The 17,085-nt window shown below is 68.5% G+C and carries 17 protein-coding genes; 11 read left to right on the forward strand and 6 right to left on the reverse strand.

What is annotated here, in order from left to right; translation table 11 throughout:
• Positions 1-5 precede the first annotated feature (5 nt).
• From ABJK40_RS15485 to ABJK40_RS15495, 3 genes are all read left to right on the forward strand, one after another.
• The gene (locus tag ABJK40_RS15485; protein ID WP_348479850.1) at positions 6-695 is read left to right on the forward strand and encodes a Type 1 glutamine amidotransferase-like domain-containing protein; all 690 of its coding nucleotides are present in this window, start codon (positions 6-8) and stop codon (positions 693-695) included.
• Between the two features lie 194 nt (positions 696-889).
• Positions 890-1,768 (forward strand): alpha/beta fold hydrolase, encoded by an 879-nt coding sequence (locus ABJK40_RS15490; RefSeq protein ID WP_348479849.1) that lies wholly within the window; start codon positions 890-892, stop codon positions 1,766-1,768.
• Between the two features lie 46 nt (positions 1,769-1,814).
• Positions 1,815-2,120, forward strand: coding sequence for a putative quinol monooxygenase (locus ABJK40_RS15495; protein ID WP_348479848.1), 306 nt, complete (start codon positions 1,815-1,817; stop codon positions 2,118-2,120).
• 49 nt (positions 2,121-2,169) lie between these two features.
• Here the strand turns inward: ABJK40_RS15495 and ABJK40_RS15500 are convergent, their stop codons facing one another.
• Positions 2,170-2,805, reverse strand: a complete 636-nt coding sequence (locus tag ABJK40_RS15500) for a helix-turn-helix domain-containing protein (RefSeq protein WP_348479847.1) — start codon at positions 2,803-2,805, stop codon at positions 2,170-2,172.
• Positions 2,806-2,958: 153 nt separating this feature from the next.
• Here ABJK40_RS15500 and ABJK40_RS15505 point away from each other — a divergent pair, with 153 nt between their 5' ends.
• The 5 genes from ABJK40_RS15505 to ABJK40_RS15525 all read left to right on the forward strand — a co-directional run bounded on the left by ABJK40_RS15505 (position 2,959) and on the right by ABJK40_RS15525 (position 7,729).
• On the forward strand, positions 2,959-3,168 hold the full coding sequence (locus tag ABJK40_RS15505; protein ID WP_348479846.1) for a hypothetical protein: 210 nt from the start codon (positions 2,959-2,961) through the stop codon (positions 3,166-3,168).
• Positions 3,165-3,437, forward strand: a complete 273-nt coding sequence (locus tag ABJK40_RS15510) for a hypothetical protein (RefSeq protein WP_348479845.1) — start codon at positions 3,165-3,167, stop codon at positions 3,435-3,437. Before ABJK40_RS15505 ends, ABJK40_RS15510 begins: the two co-directional genes overlap by 4 nt.
• Complete coding sequence (locus ABJK40_RS15515; RefSeq protein WP_348479844.1) at positions 3,434-5,149, forward strand: amidohydrolase family protein; 1,716 nt, start codon at positions 3,434-3,436, stop codon at positions 5,147-5,149. The genes ABJK40_RS15510 and ABJK40_RS15515 overlap by 4 nt, the downstream gene beginning before the upstream one ends.
• Before the next feature lie 79 nt (positions 5,150-5,228).
• Entirely contained in the window at positions 5,229-6,206 is a 978-nt protein-coding gene (locus tag ABJK40_RS15520; RefSeq protein ID WP_348479843.1) for an alpha/beta hydrolase, read from the forward strand.
• Positions 6,203-7,729: an NAD(P)-binding protein gene (locus ABJK40_RS15525; protein WP_348479842.1), complete on the forward strand. Its 1,527-nt coding sequence runs from the start codon at positions 6,203-6,205 to the stop codon at positions 7,727-7,729. The genes ABJK40_RS15520 and ABJK40_RS15525 overlap by 4 nt, the downstream gene beginning before the upstream one ends.
• A gap of 254 nt (positions 7,730-7,983) precedes the next feature.
• Here ABJK40_RS15525 and ABJK40_RS15530 read toward each other — a convergent pair whose 3' ends face one another.
• From ABJK40_RS15530 to ABJK40_RS15545, 4 genes are all read right to left on the reverse strand, one after another.
• Positions 7,984-9,381 carry an HNH endonuclease gene (locus ABJK40_RS15530; RefSeq protein WP_348510339.1) on the reverse strand — a complete coding sequence of 466 codons (1,398 nt, stop codon included), beginning with the start codon at positions 9,379-9,381 and terminating at the stop codon, positions 7,984-7,986.
• 145 nt (positions 9,382-9,526) lie between these two features.
• Positions 9,527-10,864: a hypothetical protein gene (locus ABJK40_RS15535; protein WP_348479840.1), complete on the reverse strand. Its 1,338-nt coding sequence runs from the start codon at positions 10,862-10,864 to the stop codon at positions 9,527-9,529.
• 219 nt (positions 10,865-11,083) lie between these two features.
• Entirely contained in the window at positions 11,084-12,304 is a 1,221-nt protein-coding gene (locus ABJK40_RS15540; RefSeq protein ID WP_348479839.1) for an acyl-CoA dehydrogenase family protein, read from the reverse strand.
• Positions 12,305-12,484: 180 nt separating this feature from the next.
• The gene (locus ABJK40_RS15545) at positions 12,485-13,654 is read right to left on the reverse strand and encodes a Rieske 2Fe-2S domain-containing protein (RefSeq protein ID WP_348479838.1); all 1,170 of its coding nucleotides are present in this window, start codon (positions 13,652-13,654) and stop codon (positions 12,485-12,487) included.
• Between the two features lie 134 nt (positions 13,655-13,788).
• Here ABJK40_RS15545 and ABJK40_RS15550 point away from each other — a divergent pair, with 134 nt between their 5' ends.
• Positions 13,789-14,763 (forward strand): hypothetical protein, encoded by a 975-nt coding sequence (locus tag ABJK40_RS15550; protein WP_348479837.1) that lies wholly within the window; start codon positions 13,789-13,791, stop codon positions 14,761-14,763.
• Between the two features lie 12 nt (positions 14,764-14,775).
• On the opposite strand, the gene cysS is transcribed toward ABJK40_RS15550, so the two are convergent.
• Positions 14,776-16,134 (reverse strand): cysteine--tRNA ligase, encoded by a 1,359-nt coding sequence (gene cysS / locus ABJK40_RS15555; RefSeq protein ID WP_348479836.1) that lies wholly within the window; start codon positions 16,132-16,134, stop codon positions 14,776-14,778.
• Positions 16,135-16,265: 131 nt separating this feature from the next.
• Between cysS and ABJK40_RS15560 the strand changes: the two genes are divergently transcribed.
• On the forward strand, positions 16,266-16,601 hold the full coding sequence (locus ABJK40_RS15560) for a PRC-barrel domain-containing protein (protein ID WP_348510340.1): 336 nt from the start codon (positions 16,266-16,268) through the stop codon (positions 16,599-16,601).
• Positions 16,602-16,788: 187 nt separating this feature from the next.
• The gene (locus ABJK40_RS15565; RefSeq protein ID WP_348479834.1) at positions 16,789-17,010 is read left to right on the forward strand and encodes an antitoxin; all 222 of its coding nucleotides are present in this window, start codon (positions 16,789-16,791) and stop codon (positions 17,008-17,010) included.
• Positions 17,011-17,085: the final 75 nt, after the last annotated feature.

Genomic DNA, 17,085 nt, shown 5'->3' on the forward strand with positions numbered 1-17,085 from the left:
ACGCCATGCCGGGCGTGATCTGTCTCCAGGGTGGGCGCGAGTTCACCGACCAGTGCCGCGAGATGGACGCCGAGGTGTTGTCCGTCGCCGGAGTCGCAGCTCGTGCCGAGTCCGGTCGCGCCGATCGCGGATCGGTTGCGGTACTGGCAGGCGCCGCCCGACGCGGCACCGACTATGCGGGTGCGTCGAAGCGGGCCCGTCGTCACTACGAAGCTCTCGGTGCGAGCGTCGTCGTCGTCCCCGATCCTCGCGACGGAATCGAAGCCGCCGTCGAATCCCTCACCGACGACATCGCACTGCTGGTCCTGCCCGGTGGGTCGCCGGCGAGTCTGCGCGAGGTCCTGTCGGGCAGGGTCCGCCAGCGAGTCGTCGACCTGCACGACGCAGGCATGTCGATCTCGGGCGCGTCCGCCGGGGCGATGGTCCTGTGCAGCCGGATGGTTCGACCGAACGGGGGCGCGGAAGTCGTCGACGGTCTCGGACTCGTCGACGGGTTGGCGCTCCCCCACTGGACGCCGGGGTCGGATCGCGGCTGGCCGGTCCCCGACGATCTCGACCTGTGGGGGCTGCCCGAATGCGGCGGAGTGATCGTGGAGGGTCGACCCGGATCCCTCACGGTGCGAGCAGTCGGCAAGAACGAGCCGGCCGTGCGCCGCAACGGATCCTGGCGGCCGGTCCCGCGTGGCGCCGACTGACCTCGACAGGCGATGGGGTGTCATCGTTCGTCCGAACGGCCGGCGGTCCCGGGTCCCGATGTCGGAGAAATGTCGACGTGGGTCGACATCGCGACGACCGTGTCGACGCGCGTGGACACGGGTCGTCACGGCAACCGAAGAAGAGGGGGCCGGTGGAATGACCTGTCCCCGAGCTCGGATGCCATGATCTCGCCATGCCCACCATCGAAGTGAACGACATCGAGATCTGTTACGAGAGCTTCGGCCCCGACGACGCACCGCCGCTGCTGCTCGTGATGGGTCTCGGTGCGCAGATGACCCTGTGGAGCCCGGGGTTCGTCTCCGAATTGCTCGAACGGGGCTTCCGCGTGATCCGCTTCGACAACCGCGACATCGGTCTGTCGACCAAGTCGGAGGGACCGCCGCCCGACGTGATGGCGCTCTACGCGAAGTCGTTGGCCGGTGAGTCGATCGACGCGCCGTACACGTTGTCGACCATGGCGAACGACGCAGTCGGACTGCTGGACGCCCTCGGAATCGCCGCAGCACACGTCGTCGGCGCGTCGATGGGAGGAATGATCGTCCAGGTGATGGCGATCGAGCACGCCGACCGGGTGCTGTCGATGACGAGCATCATGTCCACCACCGGCGCGTCCGACGTCGGCCAGCCCGACCCCGCTGCGATCGGCGCCCTCCTCACGCCGCCGCCGACCGACCGAGCCGGGGCCATCGCGGCAACGGTGGCCACCTCGCGCATCATCGGCGGGTCACTGTTCGACGAAGCCGACGCGCGTTCCCGTGCGATCGAGGCCTACGACCGGTGCTTCCACCCGGCGGGCGCCGCCTTCCAGATCGCGGCGATCGCAGCGACCGGGGATCGCACCGATCGACTGCGCGCGGTGCAGATCCCGACCCTGGTGATCCACGGACGCGAGGACTCCCTCGTCACCCTCTCGGGCGGCGAGGCCACGGCGGCCGCTGTGCCCGGTGCCGACCTGCTCGTGCTCTCCCGCATGGGTCACGACATGCCCACGGCGTACTTGCCGCGGATCGCCGATGCGATCGCCGGACTCGCTCTCGCCACCGAGGACTGACCGCTCCGACTCCGACACTGCGGCTGAGCGCCGGTAGTTTCCGCGCATGTCGAAACACTCGTTGATCGCCAAGCTCACCTGCACCGACGGACGCGCCGACGAGTTCGAGGCGGCCCTCGCCGGATTGATCGAGGCGAGCAACGAGGAGGCCGGCCTGGAGATCTACTCGGCGCACCGCGACGCCGAGAACGTCTACTGGTTCTTCGAGTTGTACACCGACGACGCGGCGGTCGCCGCCCACGGCAAGGGCGACGCGATGGGCAAGGCGATGGCCGCAACCGGTGCCTTCCTCGCCGGGGCACCGGAGATCCACCGGCTCACACCGGTCGTGGCCAAGGGCCTCGACATCTGACGAGCGAGAGGTGATCCGACGCCTCTGACTCGCGGCTGGCCCCCGGGTTTCAGGCGATCGACTCGGGCGTGTCGTCGTCGATCAACGGAAGGACCTGATCGATCAGGATCGGCAACGTCGCGAGCATCGTCCGCCGGACGCGCCCGTCGTCGATCCGACCACGACCGACCCACTCGACCGTGAGTTCCTGGACGAACCCACCCCAGGCGCGCACGAGGGCGCGCACGACCGGATCGTCGGCTCGATCGCCCAGGCCGATCGCCAACAGGGTCTGATCGGCGAGGATCTCACGGGTCTCGTCGAGGATCGCCGCCACGTCGTCGTCACTCTCGGCACCCCCGACGGCCGCCGAGGCGAGCCACCGGTTCGGATTGCGACGCACGGCGTCGAGGAAGCTGTCCACGGCGGTGGCCCAGGCCTGGGGAGAGCCGAGCGCGGTCTCCGGCGATGCCTCGAGTGGCGCCTGCGCCGCCTTGCGCACCACCGCCAGGTACAGGTCGCGCTTCGATCCGAAGTAGTGGTGCAACAGGCCTCGGGCGATGTCGGCCTCGCGGGCGATGTCGCTGACCGACACCTCGCTGTAGGGGCGTTCGCCGAACAGTCCGGCGGCCACGTCGAGAATCTGTTCGCGCCGCTCCTCGGGCTCCATGCGGGTGCGCTTCGGCGTCGGCGGGGCGGAACTCACCACCCCATTGTCGCCGCTCCGCCGACCGACATGCGTGAGAACTTCTATTGGACATCGTTCAACAAGATCGCTATGGTCGTCGTGGTGGGGTCCGCGAGGGGCTCCTCGGTGCCGATCCCGTCGGTGCCCACCTGCGTGAGAGGGTCCGACACGATGCAACCCACGAGAGCTCGACGGTTCGTGTCACCCCGACCGGGAGACGACCTGGCCGCGATCGCCGCTCGCGAGCTCCCCCACGCCGACGGTGCCGAGCAGCAGCTCCTGTCGTGGAACCTGCACCTCGCAGCTCGGGCCGCGACCCGACGCGACGTCGGCCTCCTGCCGAGCGACATCGTCTTCACCGAACCGCCACCGCCACGATGAGCGCCACCATCAGCCGCGCCACCGTCGTCGGCGGGCACGACGGGCGCGCCGAGATCGAGATCGAACTCACCTACGACAACGGCGGTGTCTCGACCATCGCCCTCGACGAGGACGCCTGCACCGTGTCGCTCGACGCCGCGGGCGTCGGTTCGATCGAGGAACTCGTCGGTCGGGCGTGGACCGTCGTCCTGCCCGCACTGGAACGGCGCGGCGAGCAGCCGCTCCGAACCCCCTCCTCACCCCCGCCATTCCCGTCCGATTCCCGATGACCCGACCCGACCGCCACCAGGAGACCAACATGCTCGACCTCGCCATCCGCAACGGAATGATCGTCGACGGCTCGGGAGAACCGGGCCGGATCGGCGACGTGTCGATCCGCGACGGCAGGATCGTCGCCGTCGGCGGGACCGCCGGCGACGCCGTCCGGACGATCGACGCCGGCGGAAAGATCGTCGCGCCCGGGTTCATCGACCCGCACACGCACTACGACGCCCAACTGTGTTTCGACCCGTTTGCGTTCCCGGCGCTCGAACACGGGGTCACGACCGTGGTCCCCGGCAACTGCTCGCTGTCACTCGCTCCGCTCCGCGCGGATCAGCGCGACGCGTTCAGCAGCATGTTCCGACTGATCGAGGAGATGCCCGAAGCGGCCTTCGACGCCGGCGTCGACTGGCGATGGGGTGAGGGCTTCGGCGCCTGGCTCGACGCACTCGCCGGGAACATCGCACTCAACGTGGCCCCGCTCGTCGGACACTCCGTGATCCGCATGTTCGTCATGGGCGCCGACGCCCAACAGCGCGCCGCCACCCCCGGCGAGGTCGAAGCGATGTGCTCGATGCTCGCGGAGTGCCTCGACGCGGGTGCGATCGGGATGTCGACCAGCTTCGTCGACATCGACGAGAGCTATCGCCCGGTGCCGAGCCGATGGGCCGCACCGGAGGAACTCGACGCCCTCGCCCGCGTGCTCGGCGAACACGACGCGATGTTGCAGATCGTCCACGAGTTCTTCGACGCGGACCTGACCGTCGCACGCGTCGAGCAGCTCGCTGATCTGTCGATCGCACACGGTCTCACGACGACGCTGTCGCCACTGTTCCATTCGAGCGCCAACCACGAGGCGACGACCAAGGTGATGGCCGCCGTCGCTGCAGCTCGCGAGCGCGGTGCGGTGGTGTGGCCCCAGGTCCAGACGCGGCCGATCGACATCAGCTTCACGCTCGACCAGCGCAGCCTGATGCTGCTGACGATGCCGTCGTGGTGGCGGGTCGCGTCGATCCGAGACCGGGCCGAGAAGCTCGTCGCGGTGGCCGAGCGTCGCGACGAACTCGTCGAGGAGATGAACTCGCTCGCCCGTCGTCCCGGAGGTGGGACGGGGGCCGGAGCGTTCGTCATCCGCCGGACCGTCCACGATCGCAACGCCGATCTGATCGGTCGCACCATCGAGGAGATCGCCGCCGAGCGCGGGTGCTCCCACGGCGACGCCGTGCTCGACATCGCGATCGACGAAGACCTCGGCACGTGGTTCATCCGCGAATCGATCGGCCACAACGACTCCCCCGTGGTGGGCGAACTCCTCGCCGACCCCCTCGTCCACGTCGGAGCCTCCGACGGCGGCGCCCACGTCGGCTCGTTCTCGACGTTCGGTGACACCGGCTTCCTGTTCTCGGAGTTCGTGCGTTCCACGAAGTCGCTCAGCCTCGAGGCGGCCGTGAAGAAGATCACCCTCGACCCGGCGACCATCTGGCGCATCCCCGACCGTGGGCTGCTCGCGCCCGGCATGGCCGCCGACGTCGTCGTGTTCGACGCCGACCGCATCGGACGCGGTCCGGAGGTCGCCTCCGAGGACTTCCCCGGCGACGGGATCCGGTGGATCCGCCGACAGGAGGGCATCGATTCGGTGATCGTCAACGGCGAGGTGTCGTGGACCTGCACCGACGGCTACGTCGCCGATGCCCGCGCCGGCGTGGTCGCCACGCGGTGACCCGGACGCGACCGACGTCTCGCACCCGACTGACACCCCGTCGACGCCCACCACTCCGTTCGAATCACAGGTGACCCCGATGCTCCCCCCAGGTTGTCGTTCCCGCGTGGTCTCCGTTGCCGGGACCCGCATCCATGTCGTCGAAGCGGGCACCGGCCCGCTCGTGCTGTTGGTCCACGGATTCCCCGAGTCGTGGTACTCCTGGCGCCACCAACTCACGGCACTGGCCGCGGCCGGCCATCAGGTCGTCGCGATCGACGTGCGTGGCTACGGTCGGTCGTCCGCACCGCTCGACGTGTCGGAGTACCGCATGGTCCGCCTCGTGGCCGACAACGTGGGGCTCGTCTCGGCACTGGGCCACGACACCGCGGTCGTCGTCGGTCACGACTGGGGCGCACCGATCGCCTGGACCTCGGCGCTGCTGCGTCCTGATGTGTTCACCGCCGTTGCCGGCCTGTCCGTCCCGTACACGCCGCCGTCGGAGCACCGCCCACTCGCGATGATGCGTGCCCTCGCGGGCGACGAGGAGTTCTACATCGAGTACTTCCAGGAGCCGGGCCGGGCCGAGGCGGAGATCGAGGCCGACGTGCGCGGATGGTTGCACGGCTTCATGTTCTCCGCCTCCGGCGACGCCCCGCCGCTCGAGCCCGGGGCCGGGACCATCGGCACGATCCCGCACGGCGCGCAGATGCGCGACCGGTTCGCGTGGCCGGAGAGCGAACCCGCCTGGCTCACCGACGACGACCTCGACGTCTACGCCAACGAGTTCGAGCACACGGGATTCCGCGGCGCGCTCAACCGCTACCGCAACGTCGACCGCGACTGGGAGGACCTCGCAGCGTGGCGTGGCGCCCCGATCGAGGTGCCGGCTCTGTTCATCGGCGGTGACCGTGACGGCCCGACCATCCTGGGTGCCCCGGCGATCGATGCATTCGGCACCACGCTTCCCCGCCTCCACCGCTCGGTGATCCTCGAAGGGTGCGGCCACTGGACCCAGCAGGAACGTCCTGTCGAGGTCGGCGACGCGTTGCTCGACTTCCTCGGGAGCCTCTCGTGATCGACGCCGTTCCCGGCGAGGACCCGCAGGACATCGCCGTGGTCGGCGGAGGAATGGCCGGGATGTTGGCCGCTCTCCTGTTGGCTCGTGACGGACATCGCATCACGGTGTTCGAGCGCGACGACACGGACCTCCCAGAGACCGCCGACGAAGCGTTCGACGGTTGGAACCGTGGTGGTGCTCCCCATGCACGTCAGTCCCACGCTCTGCTCGCCCGGCTCCACCGCATCCTCGCCCAGCGTGCCCCCGACGTCCTGGACGCCTTGGCCGAACAGGGGGCGACCGAGCTCACCGTGGAGCGGCTCCTGCCGCCCGAGATCGAGGATCGCGAGCCGCGTCCCGGCGACGACGACCTCGTGCTGCTGTGTTGCCGTCGGCTCACGCTCGAGTGGGTCCTGCGTCGCGTGGTGACCGCCGAGCCCGGTGTCACGTGGCGCGGTGGCGTCGGAGTCGCGGGCCTGCTGGGAGACGGGACCGACGTGCGCGGTCTGCGGCTGGACGACGGAACGGAGGTCGCCGCCGACCTCGTGGTGGTCGGAGGTGGACGCGACACCCCGGTCCTCGACTGGATCGCGGACCTCGGCGGCGACGTGCAGGTGACCGAGGAGCAGAGCGAAGCCGGGATCATCTACCTGTCGCGCTTCTATCGTCTCCGCGAGGGGCGCGAACTGCCACTGCTCACGAAGCAGGGAGCCGGCGGCGACCTCGGCTACCTGGGCTTCGCCGGGTTCTACGGCGACAACGGGACGTTCTCGATCACGTTCGGCGTGCCGACGGGTGACCGAGCACTGTTGGCACTCCGAGATGCCGACGCGTGGGAGGCGGCGATCCGGTCGCTCGTTCCGCTCGCCGAATGGACCGACGAAGGCCTCGCCGACCCGATCACGGAGGTCGAGGCGATGGCCCGGCTCCGGAACCGGATCCGACGCTTCGTCGTCGACGGGCACCCGGTCGCGACCGGCCTGGTGGTGATCGGCGACGCCGCCGTGACGACCAACCCGTGGTACGGCAAAGGTTGCTCGCAGGCCGGGATCGCGGCCGAGGCCTTGTCGTCGATCCTGCATGAGCACGGTCGCGACCGACACGCGATCGCCGTGGCGATGGATGCCGCGATGGTGACGGAGGTGAAACCGCACTACGTCGCGTCGTGCATGCAGGATGCCGACCGGACGAGGCTGCACACGGCGTTCCACGACGGGACCGAGCCCGACCCGGCGGCGGCCGCCGCACGCGAGTTCGTGATGGAGGGGTTGATTCCCGCGACACGGGTCGACGCCGACGTGTTCCGTGCGTTCTTCCGCTCGTTCAACATGCTCGACCGTCCCGACGTCCTGTTCGCCGACCCGCGCGTGCTGCACGCGGCGACCACCGCGCTCGCGACCAAGGGTGACCGACCGCCACCCCCGCGACTCGGTCCGGATCGCGACGAACTCCTCGCCATCATGGCCGCTGCCACCGAAGCCCGACCCGCGACGAGCAGGCCCTCACCGACGACGACCGGGCACTCGCCGACGAACGTCTGAGCGCGCGCAGGAGCGAGCCCCGATACGCCGGTCACGACGTCGTTGCCTCGGGACTGCGCGGGACCATCCGGGCCTGGAAACCGTCGGTCGGACCCTTCGATCTTCGGGTGCTCCACGGGCATGCGAGCTCCACCCCATCGCAACCACCGGACCGGGCGCACCCGTTCCACCCCATCGGAACCAGCGGACCGGGTGCACGTCGATCGGAGCCGACGGCCAGATCGGCCCGACCGACGACGACGGCTCGACTCCGCTCAGACCATGGCCAGCTCGTCCCCACCCACCCCCTCCCCGGCGTGGACGTCGCCATCGAGGCTGCGGGCAGACCCTCGTCGTGTCGGTGCGGTGCGTGGTGGAGGTTCACCCGGCAGCGGACATGCCGTGCGATTCACCGTCGATTCCACCATGTGCCGGACGCCGTCCGGTCGCGTCCAGGTGCCCACCCGGTCGGCGTCCACGCGCAACCCCCATCGACCTTCGTGGACCTGATGGTGGTGCGTCTCGCACAACGGCAGCAGGTTCGACAGGTCGGTCGGGCCGCGATGTTCGAGCCAGTGTTCGACGTGGTGGATGCGACAGGCGTCGAACCCGACCCCGCACTCCGGATGCGCGCACGTCCGGTACAACGCACGCAAGGCTCGGCGTTGCGCACGGGTCGCCGTCCGTTCGGACCGCCCCACGTCGAGCACCTCCGCACCGCCACCCATCACGACGGGGACGATCTCGGCGTCGCAGCACATCCGCCGGACCGTCGCAACCGGGAGGTCGACACCGTTCTCGGTCTCGCGCAACCCGTGTCGTCGGCCGGCATCGGTCAGGGCCTCGAAGTCGACGACCACGGTGATCTCCGGAACTCGATCGACCACTGCTCCACGCTGGGCTCCCACCCCGATCGAGTCGGCGCCGACACCACCGTCGGGTCGCGAGCCACCTCCACCCGTGAGCGCATGGAGGGCCGCATCGACCAGCAACTGCTGCCACGGCCTCTGCGCCGCCCCCTGTGTCGCACGCAACCGAGCGAGTTCGCGATTGATCGAGGCGCCCAGCTTCGCGTCGCGGACCGGGTCGAGTTCGAGCCGCGTGTGGTGCATCCCGGTGATCGGATCCACCCATCGACTGACCCGCGAGGCCGCTCGTTGCTGCTCCAACTCGTCGACGTCCGGGTCACACCCTGGAGCCGACGCGCAATGCTTCGCGAGCGCCCGACACTCGCGCCGGAAGGTCTCGAGCGACACCCGGGACGCCCGCCGGAGCAGATCGTCGGTGTGCCCGAGATATTCCTCACGGACCGGGCCGACGAGGTTGCGGGCCGCGCCGTGGACCGCATCGAGATGGGCGGCGGTCAGTTCGCCCCGGTCCAGGGCACCTTCCAGATCGGGACGCTCGACGCACAACTCGTCGCGCGCTGCGACGTCGAGAGCGTCTCGCTGCGTCTTCCCGGTCGCCGAGGCGATGGCCCGTTGCGGCGCGTCGGATCGACCCTCGTCGGACAGCTGGCGCAGGCGGCGCGCCACCCTCATCTCGATCGCATCGAGTCGGGAACGGGCCAGGCGCACGGCGACCAACACGTCGTCGAGCCCCTCTCGTTCGAGCGAAGCGACATCGCTGGCCACCGCTGCAGCCCACGCTGCATCGGCTCGGTCGTCGATCATGGTTGTCATCCGATCCTCGGTGTTCGAGATCGGGGGAGTCGGTTGACGGCCACAGTAACGAAGGGGTACTCCAGAGTTTCCGGTGTCGGGCGTCATGAGCCCGACTCGGTGCCACGGGACCCCACCGCGGCCTCGTCTCCGGATCTCATGGCCGGCCCTCCGGAACGTCGTCGAAGACTCCGATGTACCGACGGTCGACGCGGTAGGTCGTCACGGCCAGGTTCGGCAGGTCGCAGTCGAGGGACTCCGGTACGGGAGGCGAGATCTGCCACGAGCCCTCTCCGATGACGATCCCGTTTCCACCGCGGAGCACGTCGCAGTCGCGTCGGACGACGACCACGAGGAACTGGGTCGCCAGGTCGACACCGGTGGAAGCGACATCGACGTCGACATCCGAACCCAGAGTCGATTGCGCCAACGATGCCGCGGTCGAGATCCTGTGCGTCTCGAGGTCGTCGAACACGTCCCCGACGGCCGCCTCCCGGACGAAGATCCTCTCCGGACCGGACGGGGTCACGGTCACCGATTCGCCGACCAACCCGTCGGTCCACGTCGCCGGTGCGGTCTGTCGGAGGAGGTCGCGCTGCCGATCGCCGAGCGTGAACACGGCGATGGAACGCATCGTGGCGTCGCAATCGTCGACGGTCGGATCGATCGTCTCGAGCACGGCCTCGGTGGACATGCGGATCCTCACCGTCACGTCCTGCGGGTCGCAGGCGTCGACGGGCACGAGCAGTTTGGCCTGGTGGACGAAGCTCGTCACGCGCCTCCGTGTGTCCTCGTCGGTCACCTCGAGGGCGAGAGCGGCGTGGTCGGCGTCACCCTCGACGAACGTCGGCACGGAGATCCGGGCGAGGAGCCCGGGCGTTGCAGCGTCGGAGTCGATGAGATCTGTCGCACCGATCACATCGTCCAGATGGTCGAGCGCCGTCGGGAAGCGGTCGCGATACCCGAGGTCCACGGCGAAGAAGTGCACGACGGTCAACTGGCGGTAGCAGTCCACGTCGCCCGACTCGTCCACGTCGACGATGACAGCGTCGTTCGGGCCGATCTCCAGCGTCGGCGGAGTGGACGGGATCACGCACTGGCCGGTCGTCGCCACGAGCACGAACTGTTCGCCGAGGTCGATCTCGTCGAGCTGGTCTGCGGGGCCGCCTGCGAGTGCGATGAACTCCGCGCGCAGATCGTCGGTGTCGATGATCCGCCAGGCGCCGAACAGCGACGTGGCCGGCTCGGCGAACTCACCGTCGTCGAGCGAACTCGACAGGAACGGCTGGATCACTTCCACCGCCGTGCGATCCGTGGGGACCGGATCGTCGCCGACGACGCTGGACGGCGGTTCGGTCGACGGAGCGTCACCCGTGCCCGACGGTGCCTCGACTCCGACGTCGGAGGTTCCGCAACCTGCGGCGGCGAGGAGGAGCGCTGCACAGAGCACGCCCACGGCTCCGCCACGCCCTCGATGTGATCGTTGGTTCGCCATGTCCGTTGGACGCAGACGGAGTCCACCCGGTTCCGCAGGCACGACGGGGACGTGTCCCCTCGACTGGCCGCCCACCGTGGCCCGTCCCCGACAAGTCCGCCGACCGCCGCATGGTCTCGGCGAGCCGCCACCGCACGACCGACCGACAGCTGAACACGCGGCCGCGCCACTGCATCCCGGCGGCCGAGCCGATGTCACCGAACTCGGGTCGGACTCAGGTCACTCGATGCGCAGACCGGAGATGGCCCGGCTGATGACCAGCTGTTGGATCTGCTCGGTGCCTTCGAAGATGTCGTGGATCTTCGCATCACGGTGCCAACGCTCCACCGGGTACTCGCGGGTGTAGCCGTACCCACCGAGGATCTGGATCGCACGCTCGGTCACCCAGGTGGCAGTGCGGGCCGCCTTGAGCTTGGCCATCGAGCCTTCGGCGTTCTTGAACCCCTTGTTCTTGCCGAGCCACGCAGCCCGGTAGATCAGCAGACGCGACGCCTCGATCTCGGTCGCCATGTCGGCGAGCATGAACGCGATCGACTGGTTCATGATGATCGCCTTGCCGAACGCGTGACGCTCCTTCGCGTACTCGAGCGAGTACTCGTAGGCCGCACGAGCCACTCCGAGAGCCTGAGCGCCGACCGCGGGGCGAGTGGCTTCGAAGGTCTGCATCGCAGCCTGCGCATTGCCCTTCTCGCCGCGCTTGACCCGAGCGATCCGCTCGTCGAGCTTCTCCTTGCCACCGAGCAGGCAGCGTCCGGGAACACGCACGTCGTCGAGCACGACCTCGGCCGTGTGCGACGCACGGATGCCGTGCTTCTTGTACTTCTGACCCTGCGACAGGCCCTTGGTGCCGGGCGGCACGACGAACGACGCATGGCCCTTCGAACCGAGCTCGGGGTCGACCACGGCGACCACCACGTGGATGTCGGCGATGCCACCGTTGGTGATCCAGGCCTTCGTGCCGTTCAGCACCCACTCGTCGGTCTTCTGGTCGTAGACGGCCGAGGTGCGGTATCCGCCGACATCGGAACCGGCGTCGGGCTCGGAGGCGGCGAACGCACCGAGGGCGAGCTTGCCCGTGTCGGCGTTCTCGTAGCACTGCGGCACCCACTCCATCATCTGGTCCGGCGTCGCGGACGACGCGATGCCCGCAGCGGCAAGACCCGATCCCATGATCGCCATGCCGATGCCGGCATCGCCCCAGAACAACTCCTCGATGGCGATCGGCATCGAGAGGCCCGTCGGGTCGTTGAACATCGCCTCGGCCATGAACTCCCAGCCGTACAGGCCGATCTCCTTGGCCTGCTCGACGATCGGGTACGGGAACTCCTCCTTCTCGTCCCACTCCTCGGCCGCCGGGCGCACCACGTCTTCGGCGAAGCCGTGCACCCACTTCTGAAGGGTCTGCTGATCTTCGTTCAGTGCCATCGAGAATTCGGTCATGTCTCCAAGTTACCCGTCGGTAACAGCGGCGTCTACTCGTCGGTAACTTCGCGACGAGATCGTCACGACCGGTCAGGAGGTCCGGGGGCACGGCCGCGGTCGACGAGGACACGACCTGCAGGGTCGACTTCGCATGCCCGAACCGTTCGCGATCTCGCCGCCGGCCAGGGCGGGAGTGGGTCAGCGTGCCTCGACGATGTAGTTGCCCGCAAGGAGTTCGATCGGGTCGGCCTCGTCGAACACGACACCGACCGGGTCGCCGCCGTCGGCCACCACCTGCAGCTGCTGTTTCCACTGCCGTCGCACCATCGACACGCCGCGGTCCGTCGACGACAGGCGCTCCTCGGAGTGCAGCGTGATCGCTCCCTGACTCACCTGGGTCTCGTAGTCGCCGGGATACGACTGGTGCTCGGCGTCGGTCAGGTCGAACCAGCTCTTCGCGTCGGGCCCGTAGGTGCCGAGACCCTGGGGTGGCGCACCCTTCGGGATCCGCAGGATGCAGAACACGCGGGTGTGGGTGTCGTCGATCGGTTGCGCCCACGACATGTTGTTCGTCTTGCCGAGGTAGGCGAGCGTGGGGGTCGCGACGACGCGGATGTTCGGGAACCGCGTCTCGGTCACCCGGTGCAACGTCGTTCCGTCGTCGAGCAGCCGGTCCTGCGTGGACGTCACGCCGAGTTCGTGTTGGTTCCAGTCGACGTCAGGCCAGGTCCCGAGGCGGGGATCGAACTGCGGCCCGCTCATCGCGTTGTGGAGGATGAACACGTGGTACGGGTCCATCACGTTCTCGTGGGTCTGGAACCAGTTGCACGGTGCCACGGACGGACCCCCGAAGGCGAAGTGGTCCACGACGTGCAACTCCTCGTCGGCACCCAGGGCTTCGAAGATGTCGTAGCGGGGGAACGTCGGCTGCCGGTCAGGCGGCCCCATGTAGGTGAAGATCAGTCCACCGAACTCGTGCAGCGGGTACCACGGCTGGCGATGCGAATCACGATGGCGTCCGCCGCGCGGCTCGCACGGTTGGTCGACGCAGGTGCCGTCGGCGCCGAACGCCCACCCGTGGTACGGGCACCGGATGCAGTCCTGTTCGACACGTCCGAAGAAGAGGCTCGTCCCGCGGTGACGGCAGCGGGGCTCGAGCAGTCCGGGAGTCCCGTCGTGCGACCGGTACAGCACGAGGTCCTCGCTCAACAGCCGCACGTTTCGCGGCACCGACGTCGCCTCGCTCGACAGCGCGACGGGTTGCCAGTAACGGCGCAACAGTTCGCCAGCGGGCGTGCCCGGTGACGTCTCGTACAGATCGGGGTCCGACTCCCCTGTGGCGCGTCCATACGCTCGACCGTCGTCCATGTCCGGAGGTCAGCACATCACCGATCGCCCGAGCGCCGTCGAAACACGGAATTCATCTCGACCGGGAGGCCACCATCTCGACCGCCGATCGAATTTCGTCCGATCGACGACGTCCGATTCTCTACGGTCACGACATGACACGTCTCCACTTGATCCGTACCCGCTGGGCCGCCGTCGGCGCCGCACTCGCCATCTCCCTCGGCGCTGTCGGCCTGGGCGGGTTGAACATCGCCTCCGCCGACGTGTCGAGCGGCGATCGGCCGGTGTTCATCCCGATCGCGCCGTGTCGACTCCTCGACACACGTGCGGCCTCGCCGGTCGGCCCCAGGGCGACCCCACTGGGATCGGGCGAGACCTACACCGTGACCGCGCACGGCGACAACGGACGGTGCACCGGCGCGTCGACGATCCCGGTCGACGCCGTCGCGTTGGCCACCAACGTCACGTCGGTCCGAGCGACGGCAGTGACGTTCCTCACCTTCTGGGGCGAGGGTGCCAACCCGGGGACGTCGAACCTCAACCCCCGACCGAACGCCGCACCGACCCCCAACTCGGTCAACACGCCGCTCTCCACCGCCGGCACGTTCAACATCTACAACGACGCCGGAACGGTCGACGTGCTGGTCGACGTCAACGGCTACTACGCCCTCCACGACCACGACGACCGCTACGAACTCAAGCCGACGCAACTGGTCATCGACGGTTTGGCCTTCCGTCCTCAGTCCTCCACGAGCAACTGGACATTCGACGACGTCTGGGAGCACTCGCCGTCGGCACCGTTCCAGTGCCTCGTCGCCGACGTGGATCTCCCGATCGGGGTCACCCTCGAGGGCGCCGAGTTGCACTATCAGGCACCGGCACCGACGGCGTTCAACCTCGTCGTGGGTCAGCGAGCGAGTGGGGCCGAATCGAATGCGGGTCCTGCCCCCAGCAACCTGGTCCAGTTCGTCCTCCCGCTTCCCGCCACGCCCCCCAACGAATTCGGGGTGCAGACCATGGCGGTCAACACGAGCCTGAGCACGGCGCCGGGCTACTCCCAGACCGTGTCCATCTGCACCGCACAGGACCTCACCATCGGCTCGGTTCGGCTGACGCATCCGCCGGCCTGAGTCGGTGGCGGGTCAGCGTCGGACGCTGGTGCCGTCCTTGGTGGTCTCGACGGTCCAGCCGTCGGCCTGCAACCCGGCGCGGATCGCGTCCGCCGCAGCGAAGTCCTTGTCGGCGCGCGCCCGATCGAGCGCGGCGGCCTGAGCGGCGACGTCGTCGTCCACGTCGTCGCCGCCGGCCGACAGTTCCAGGCCCACAGCACTGCAGATCTCGATCACGGCAGCCACGAGCGGACCGGCCGTGTCGTCACCCGAGTCGATCGCCGTGTTGGCGGTGCGGACCGCATCGAACACGATCGACATGGCCTTGGGCGTGTCGAGGTCGTCCTCCATCGCCGCACGGAACGCGTCGATCACCGACGGGTCCGACTCGACCGCCGGCACCTTCGCCGCACGGGCCGCGAACGCATCGAGACCGGCCAGCGCCTTGACGGCGGCGTCGATCATCGACTGACCGAGCTTCACCGGGCTGCGGTAGTGCGACTGCAACAACACGAGTCGGTAGGCGCGCGGGTCGTAGTGCTCGATCAGATCGAGCAGGTTCGACACGTTGCCGATCGACTTCGACATCTTCTCGCCCTCGGCGTCGACCACGAAACCGTTGTGCATCCAGTGGTTGGCGAACGTCTTGCCGAGCGCCACGGCCTGGGCCCGTTCGTTCTCGTGGTGCGGGAAGCGCAGGTCCTGTCCGCCGCAGTGCAGGTCGAAGCCCTCGCCGAGCAGATCGAGGCTCATCACGACGCACTCGCTGTGCCAGCCGGGCCGACCCTCACCCCACGGTGAGGGCCACGACGGTTCGTCGGGCTTGGAGAACTTCCACAGCACGAAATCGGCCGGATGCCGCTTCTCGGCCGCACCCACGACCTCACGATCGCCGCCGCCCACACGCATGTCGTCGAGTGTCTGGAACGCGAGCAGGCCGTAGTCGTCGACCGATTCGACATCCATGTAGACGCCGTCGTCGGTGGTGTACGCCGAGTCCTGTGCCACGAGTTCACCGATCAGTTCGACCATCTCCGCCACGTAGTCGGTGGCGTGAGGGATGTCGTGCGGGCGCTGCACGCCGATGCCGTCCATCGCCCGGAACCACATCGCCTCGCACTTCGTGGTGATGTCCTTCCAGGGGCGGCCCTCGTCGTTCGCTCGGGCGATGATCTTGTCGTCGATGTCGGTGATGTTCGAGACCAACTGGACCTCGAGACCCGACCATTCGAGGAACCGACGCAGGATGTCGTAGCTCAGCGTCGCCCGACCGTGGCCCAGGTGAGCCGGCCCGTAGACCGTGGGGCCGCACAGGTAGATCCCGACCTTGCCCGGCTCACGCAGAGCCAGTTCGCGCACGGAACGGGTGGCGGTGTCGTACAGGTGCAGCACGCGCCCGATCCTACGCGTCGTGCGATGCCACCACCCCGGAGGGTTTGTCGCTCGTCGTGGTTTGCCGAGCCCTCGATCGGGAATCCCAATGTTACGGGCACGTTACGAAAGTAACGACAACGAAAGGAACGATGACAATGAGCATCAACGAGATTCCCCGCAACCCGTCCGAGTCCTACACCGGCCACGAGGTCATCGGGTCCGACGGCGAGACCGTCGGCAAGGTCACCGACGTCGTGTACGACGACACCACCAACCAACCCACCTGGCTGGTCGTCAAGCCGGGTTTCCTGCGGGCCGAGCACTACGCGCCGGTCGAAGGCAGCTACACGACGGAGGACGGCAACATCGTCCTGCCCTTCGACAAGCAGTGGCTGAAGGCGGCTCCCGTCGCCTCCGGCGACCACGTGATGGACAGCGGACTCCAGCGCGACCTGGTCCACCACTACGGCCGGTCCGTCGACTGACCGACCCCACTGCGTCACGCCGGCGGTCGCACCCGTCCCCACTCGGGCATCCCCGAGTCGGGTCGACCGTCGACCGTCGGCCTGCCGGCGGTCGTCGAGTTCGGTGACGCGCGACGACGTGAGTGCAAAACGGGGCCGCGCACGTCATGCTCACCGGGTACACACCACGACCCCGGGAGGTCAGCACATGGGAATCCTCGACAAGATCAAGAACTTGGCGAACAAGAACAAGGACAAGATCGCAGTCGGCGTCGACAAGGCGACCGACGTCGTCGACTCCAAGACGGGCGGCAAGCACACCGACAATCTCCGCAAGGTCGACGACGCCGCCGCCAAGTTCGCGGGCAAGCCCACGACCGGCACGCCGACGGACGCTGCACCCACCGACGTTCCGCCCGCGCCGAAGTAACCGGCGTACGCCACCGTCGAGGTGCGAGCATTCAGTACTCGCGCGCCGTCGGTCGAGTCGCCTGCGGTGGCATGC

The sequence above is a fragment of the Ilumatobacter sp. genome, assembly GCF_039969435.1.
Classification (GTDB): Bacteria; Actinomycetota; Acidimicrobiia; order Acidimicrobiales; family Ilumatobacteraceae; genus Ilumatobacter_A.

Coding starts and splice junctions, on each gene's coding strand:
- ABJK40_RS15515 (WP_348479844.1), top strand. CDS start 3,434: ATGACCCGACCCGACCGCCACCAGGAGACCAACATGCTCGACCTCGCC.
- ABJK40_RS15540 (WP_348479839.1), bottom strand. CDS start 12,304: ATGACCGAATTCTCGATGGCACTGAACGAAGATCAGCAGACCCTTCAG.
- ABJK40_RS15565 (WP_348479834.1), top strand. CDS start 16,789: ATGGGAATCCTCGACAAGATCAAGAACTTGGCGAACAAGAACAAGGAC.
- ABJK40_RS15550 (WP_348479837.1), top strand. CDS start 13,789: ATGACACGTCTCCACTTGATCCGTACCCGCTGGGCCGCCGTCGGCGCC.
- ABJK40_RS15530 (WP_348510339.1), bottom strand. CDS start 9,381: ATGATCGACGACCGAGCCGATGCAGCGTGGGCTGCAGCGGTGGCCAGC.
- ABJK40_RS15545 (WP_348479838.1), bottom strand. CDS start 13,654: ATGGACGACGGTCGAGCGTATGGACGCGCCACAGGGGAGTCGGACCCC.
- ABJK40_RS15490 (WP_348479849.1), top strand. CDS start 890: ATGCCCACCATCGAAGTGAACGACATCGAGATCTGTTACGAGAGCTTC.
- ABJK40_RS15510 (WP_348479845.1), top strand. CDS start 3,165: ATGAGCGCCACCATCAGCCGCGCCACCGTCGTCGGCGGGCACGACGGG.
- ABJK40_RS15560 (WP_348510340.1), top strand. CDS start 16,266: ATGACAATGAGCATCAACGAGATTCCCCGCAACCCGTCCGAGTCCTAC.
- ABJK40_RS15520 (WP_348479843.1), top strand. CDS start 5,229: ATGCTCCCCCCAGGTTGTCGTTCCCGCGTGGTCTCCGTTGCCGGGACC.
- ABJK40_RS15535 (WP_348479840.1), bottom strand. CDS start 10,864: ATGGCGAACCAACGATCACATCGAGGGCGTGGCGGAGCCGTGGGCGTG.
- ABJK40_RS15505 (WP_348479846.1), top strand. CDS start 2,959: ATGCAACCCACGAGAGCTCGACGGTTCGTGTCACCCCGACCGGGAGAC.
- ABJK40_RS15485 (WP_348479850.1), top strand. CDS start 6: ATGCCGGGCGTGATCTGTCTCCAGGGTGGGCGCGAGTTCACCGACCAG.
- ABJK40_RS15495 (WP_348479848.1), top strand. CDS start 1,815: ATGTCGAAACACTCGTTGATCGCCAAGCTCACCTGCACCGACGGACGC.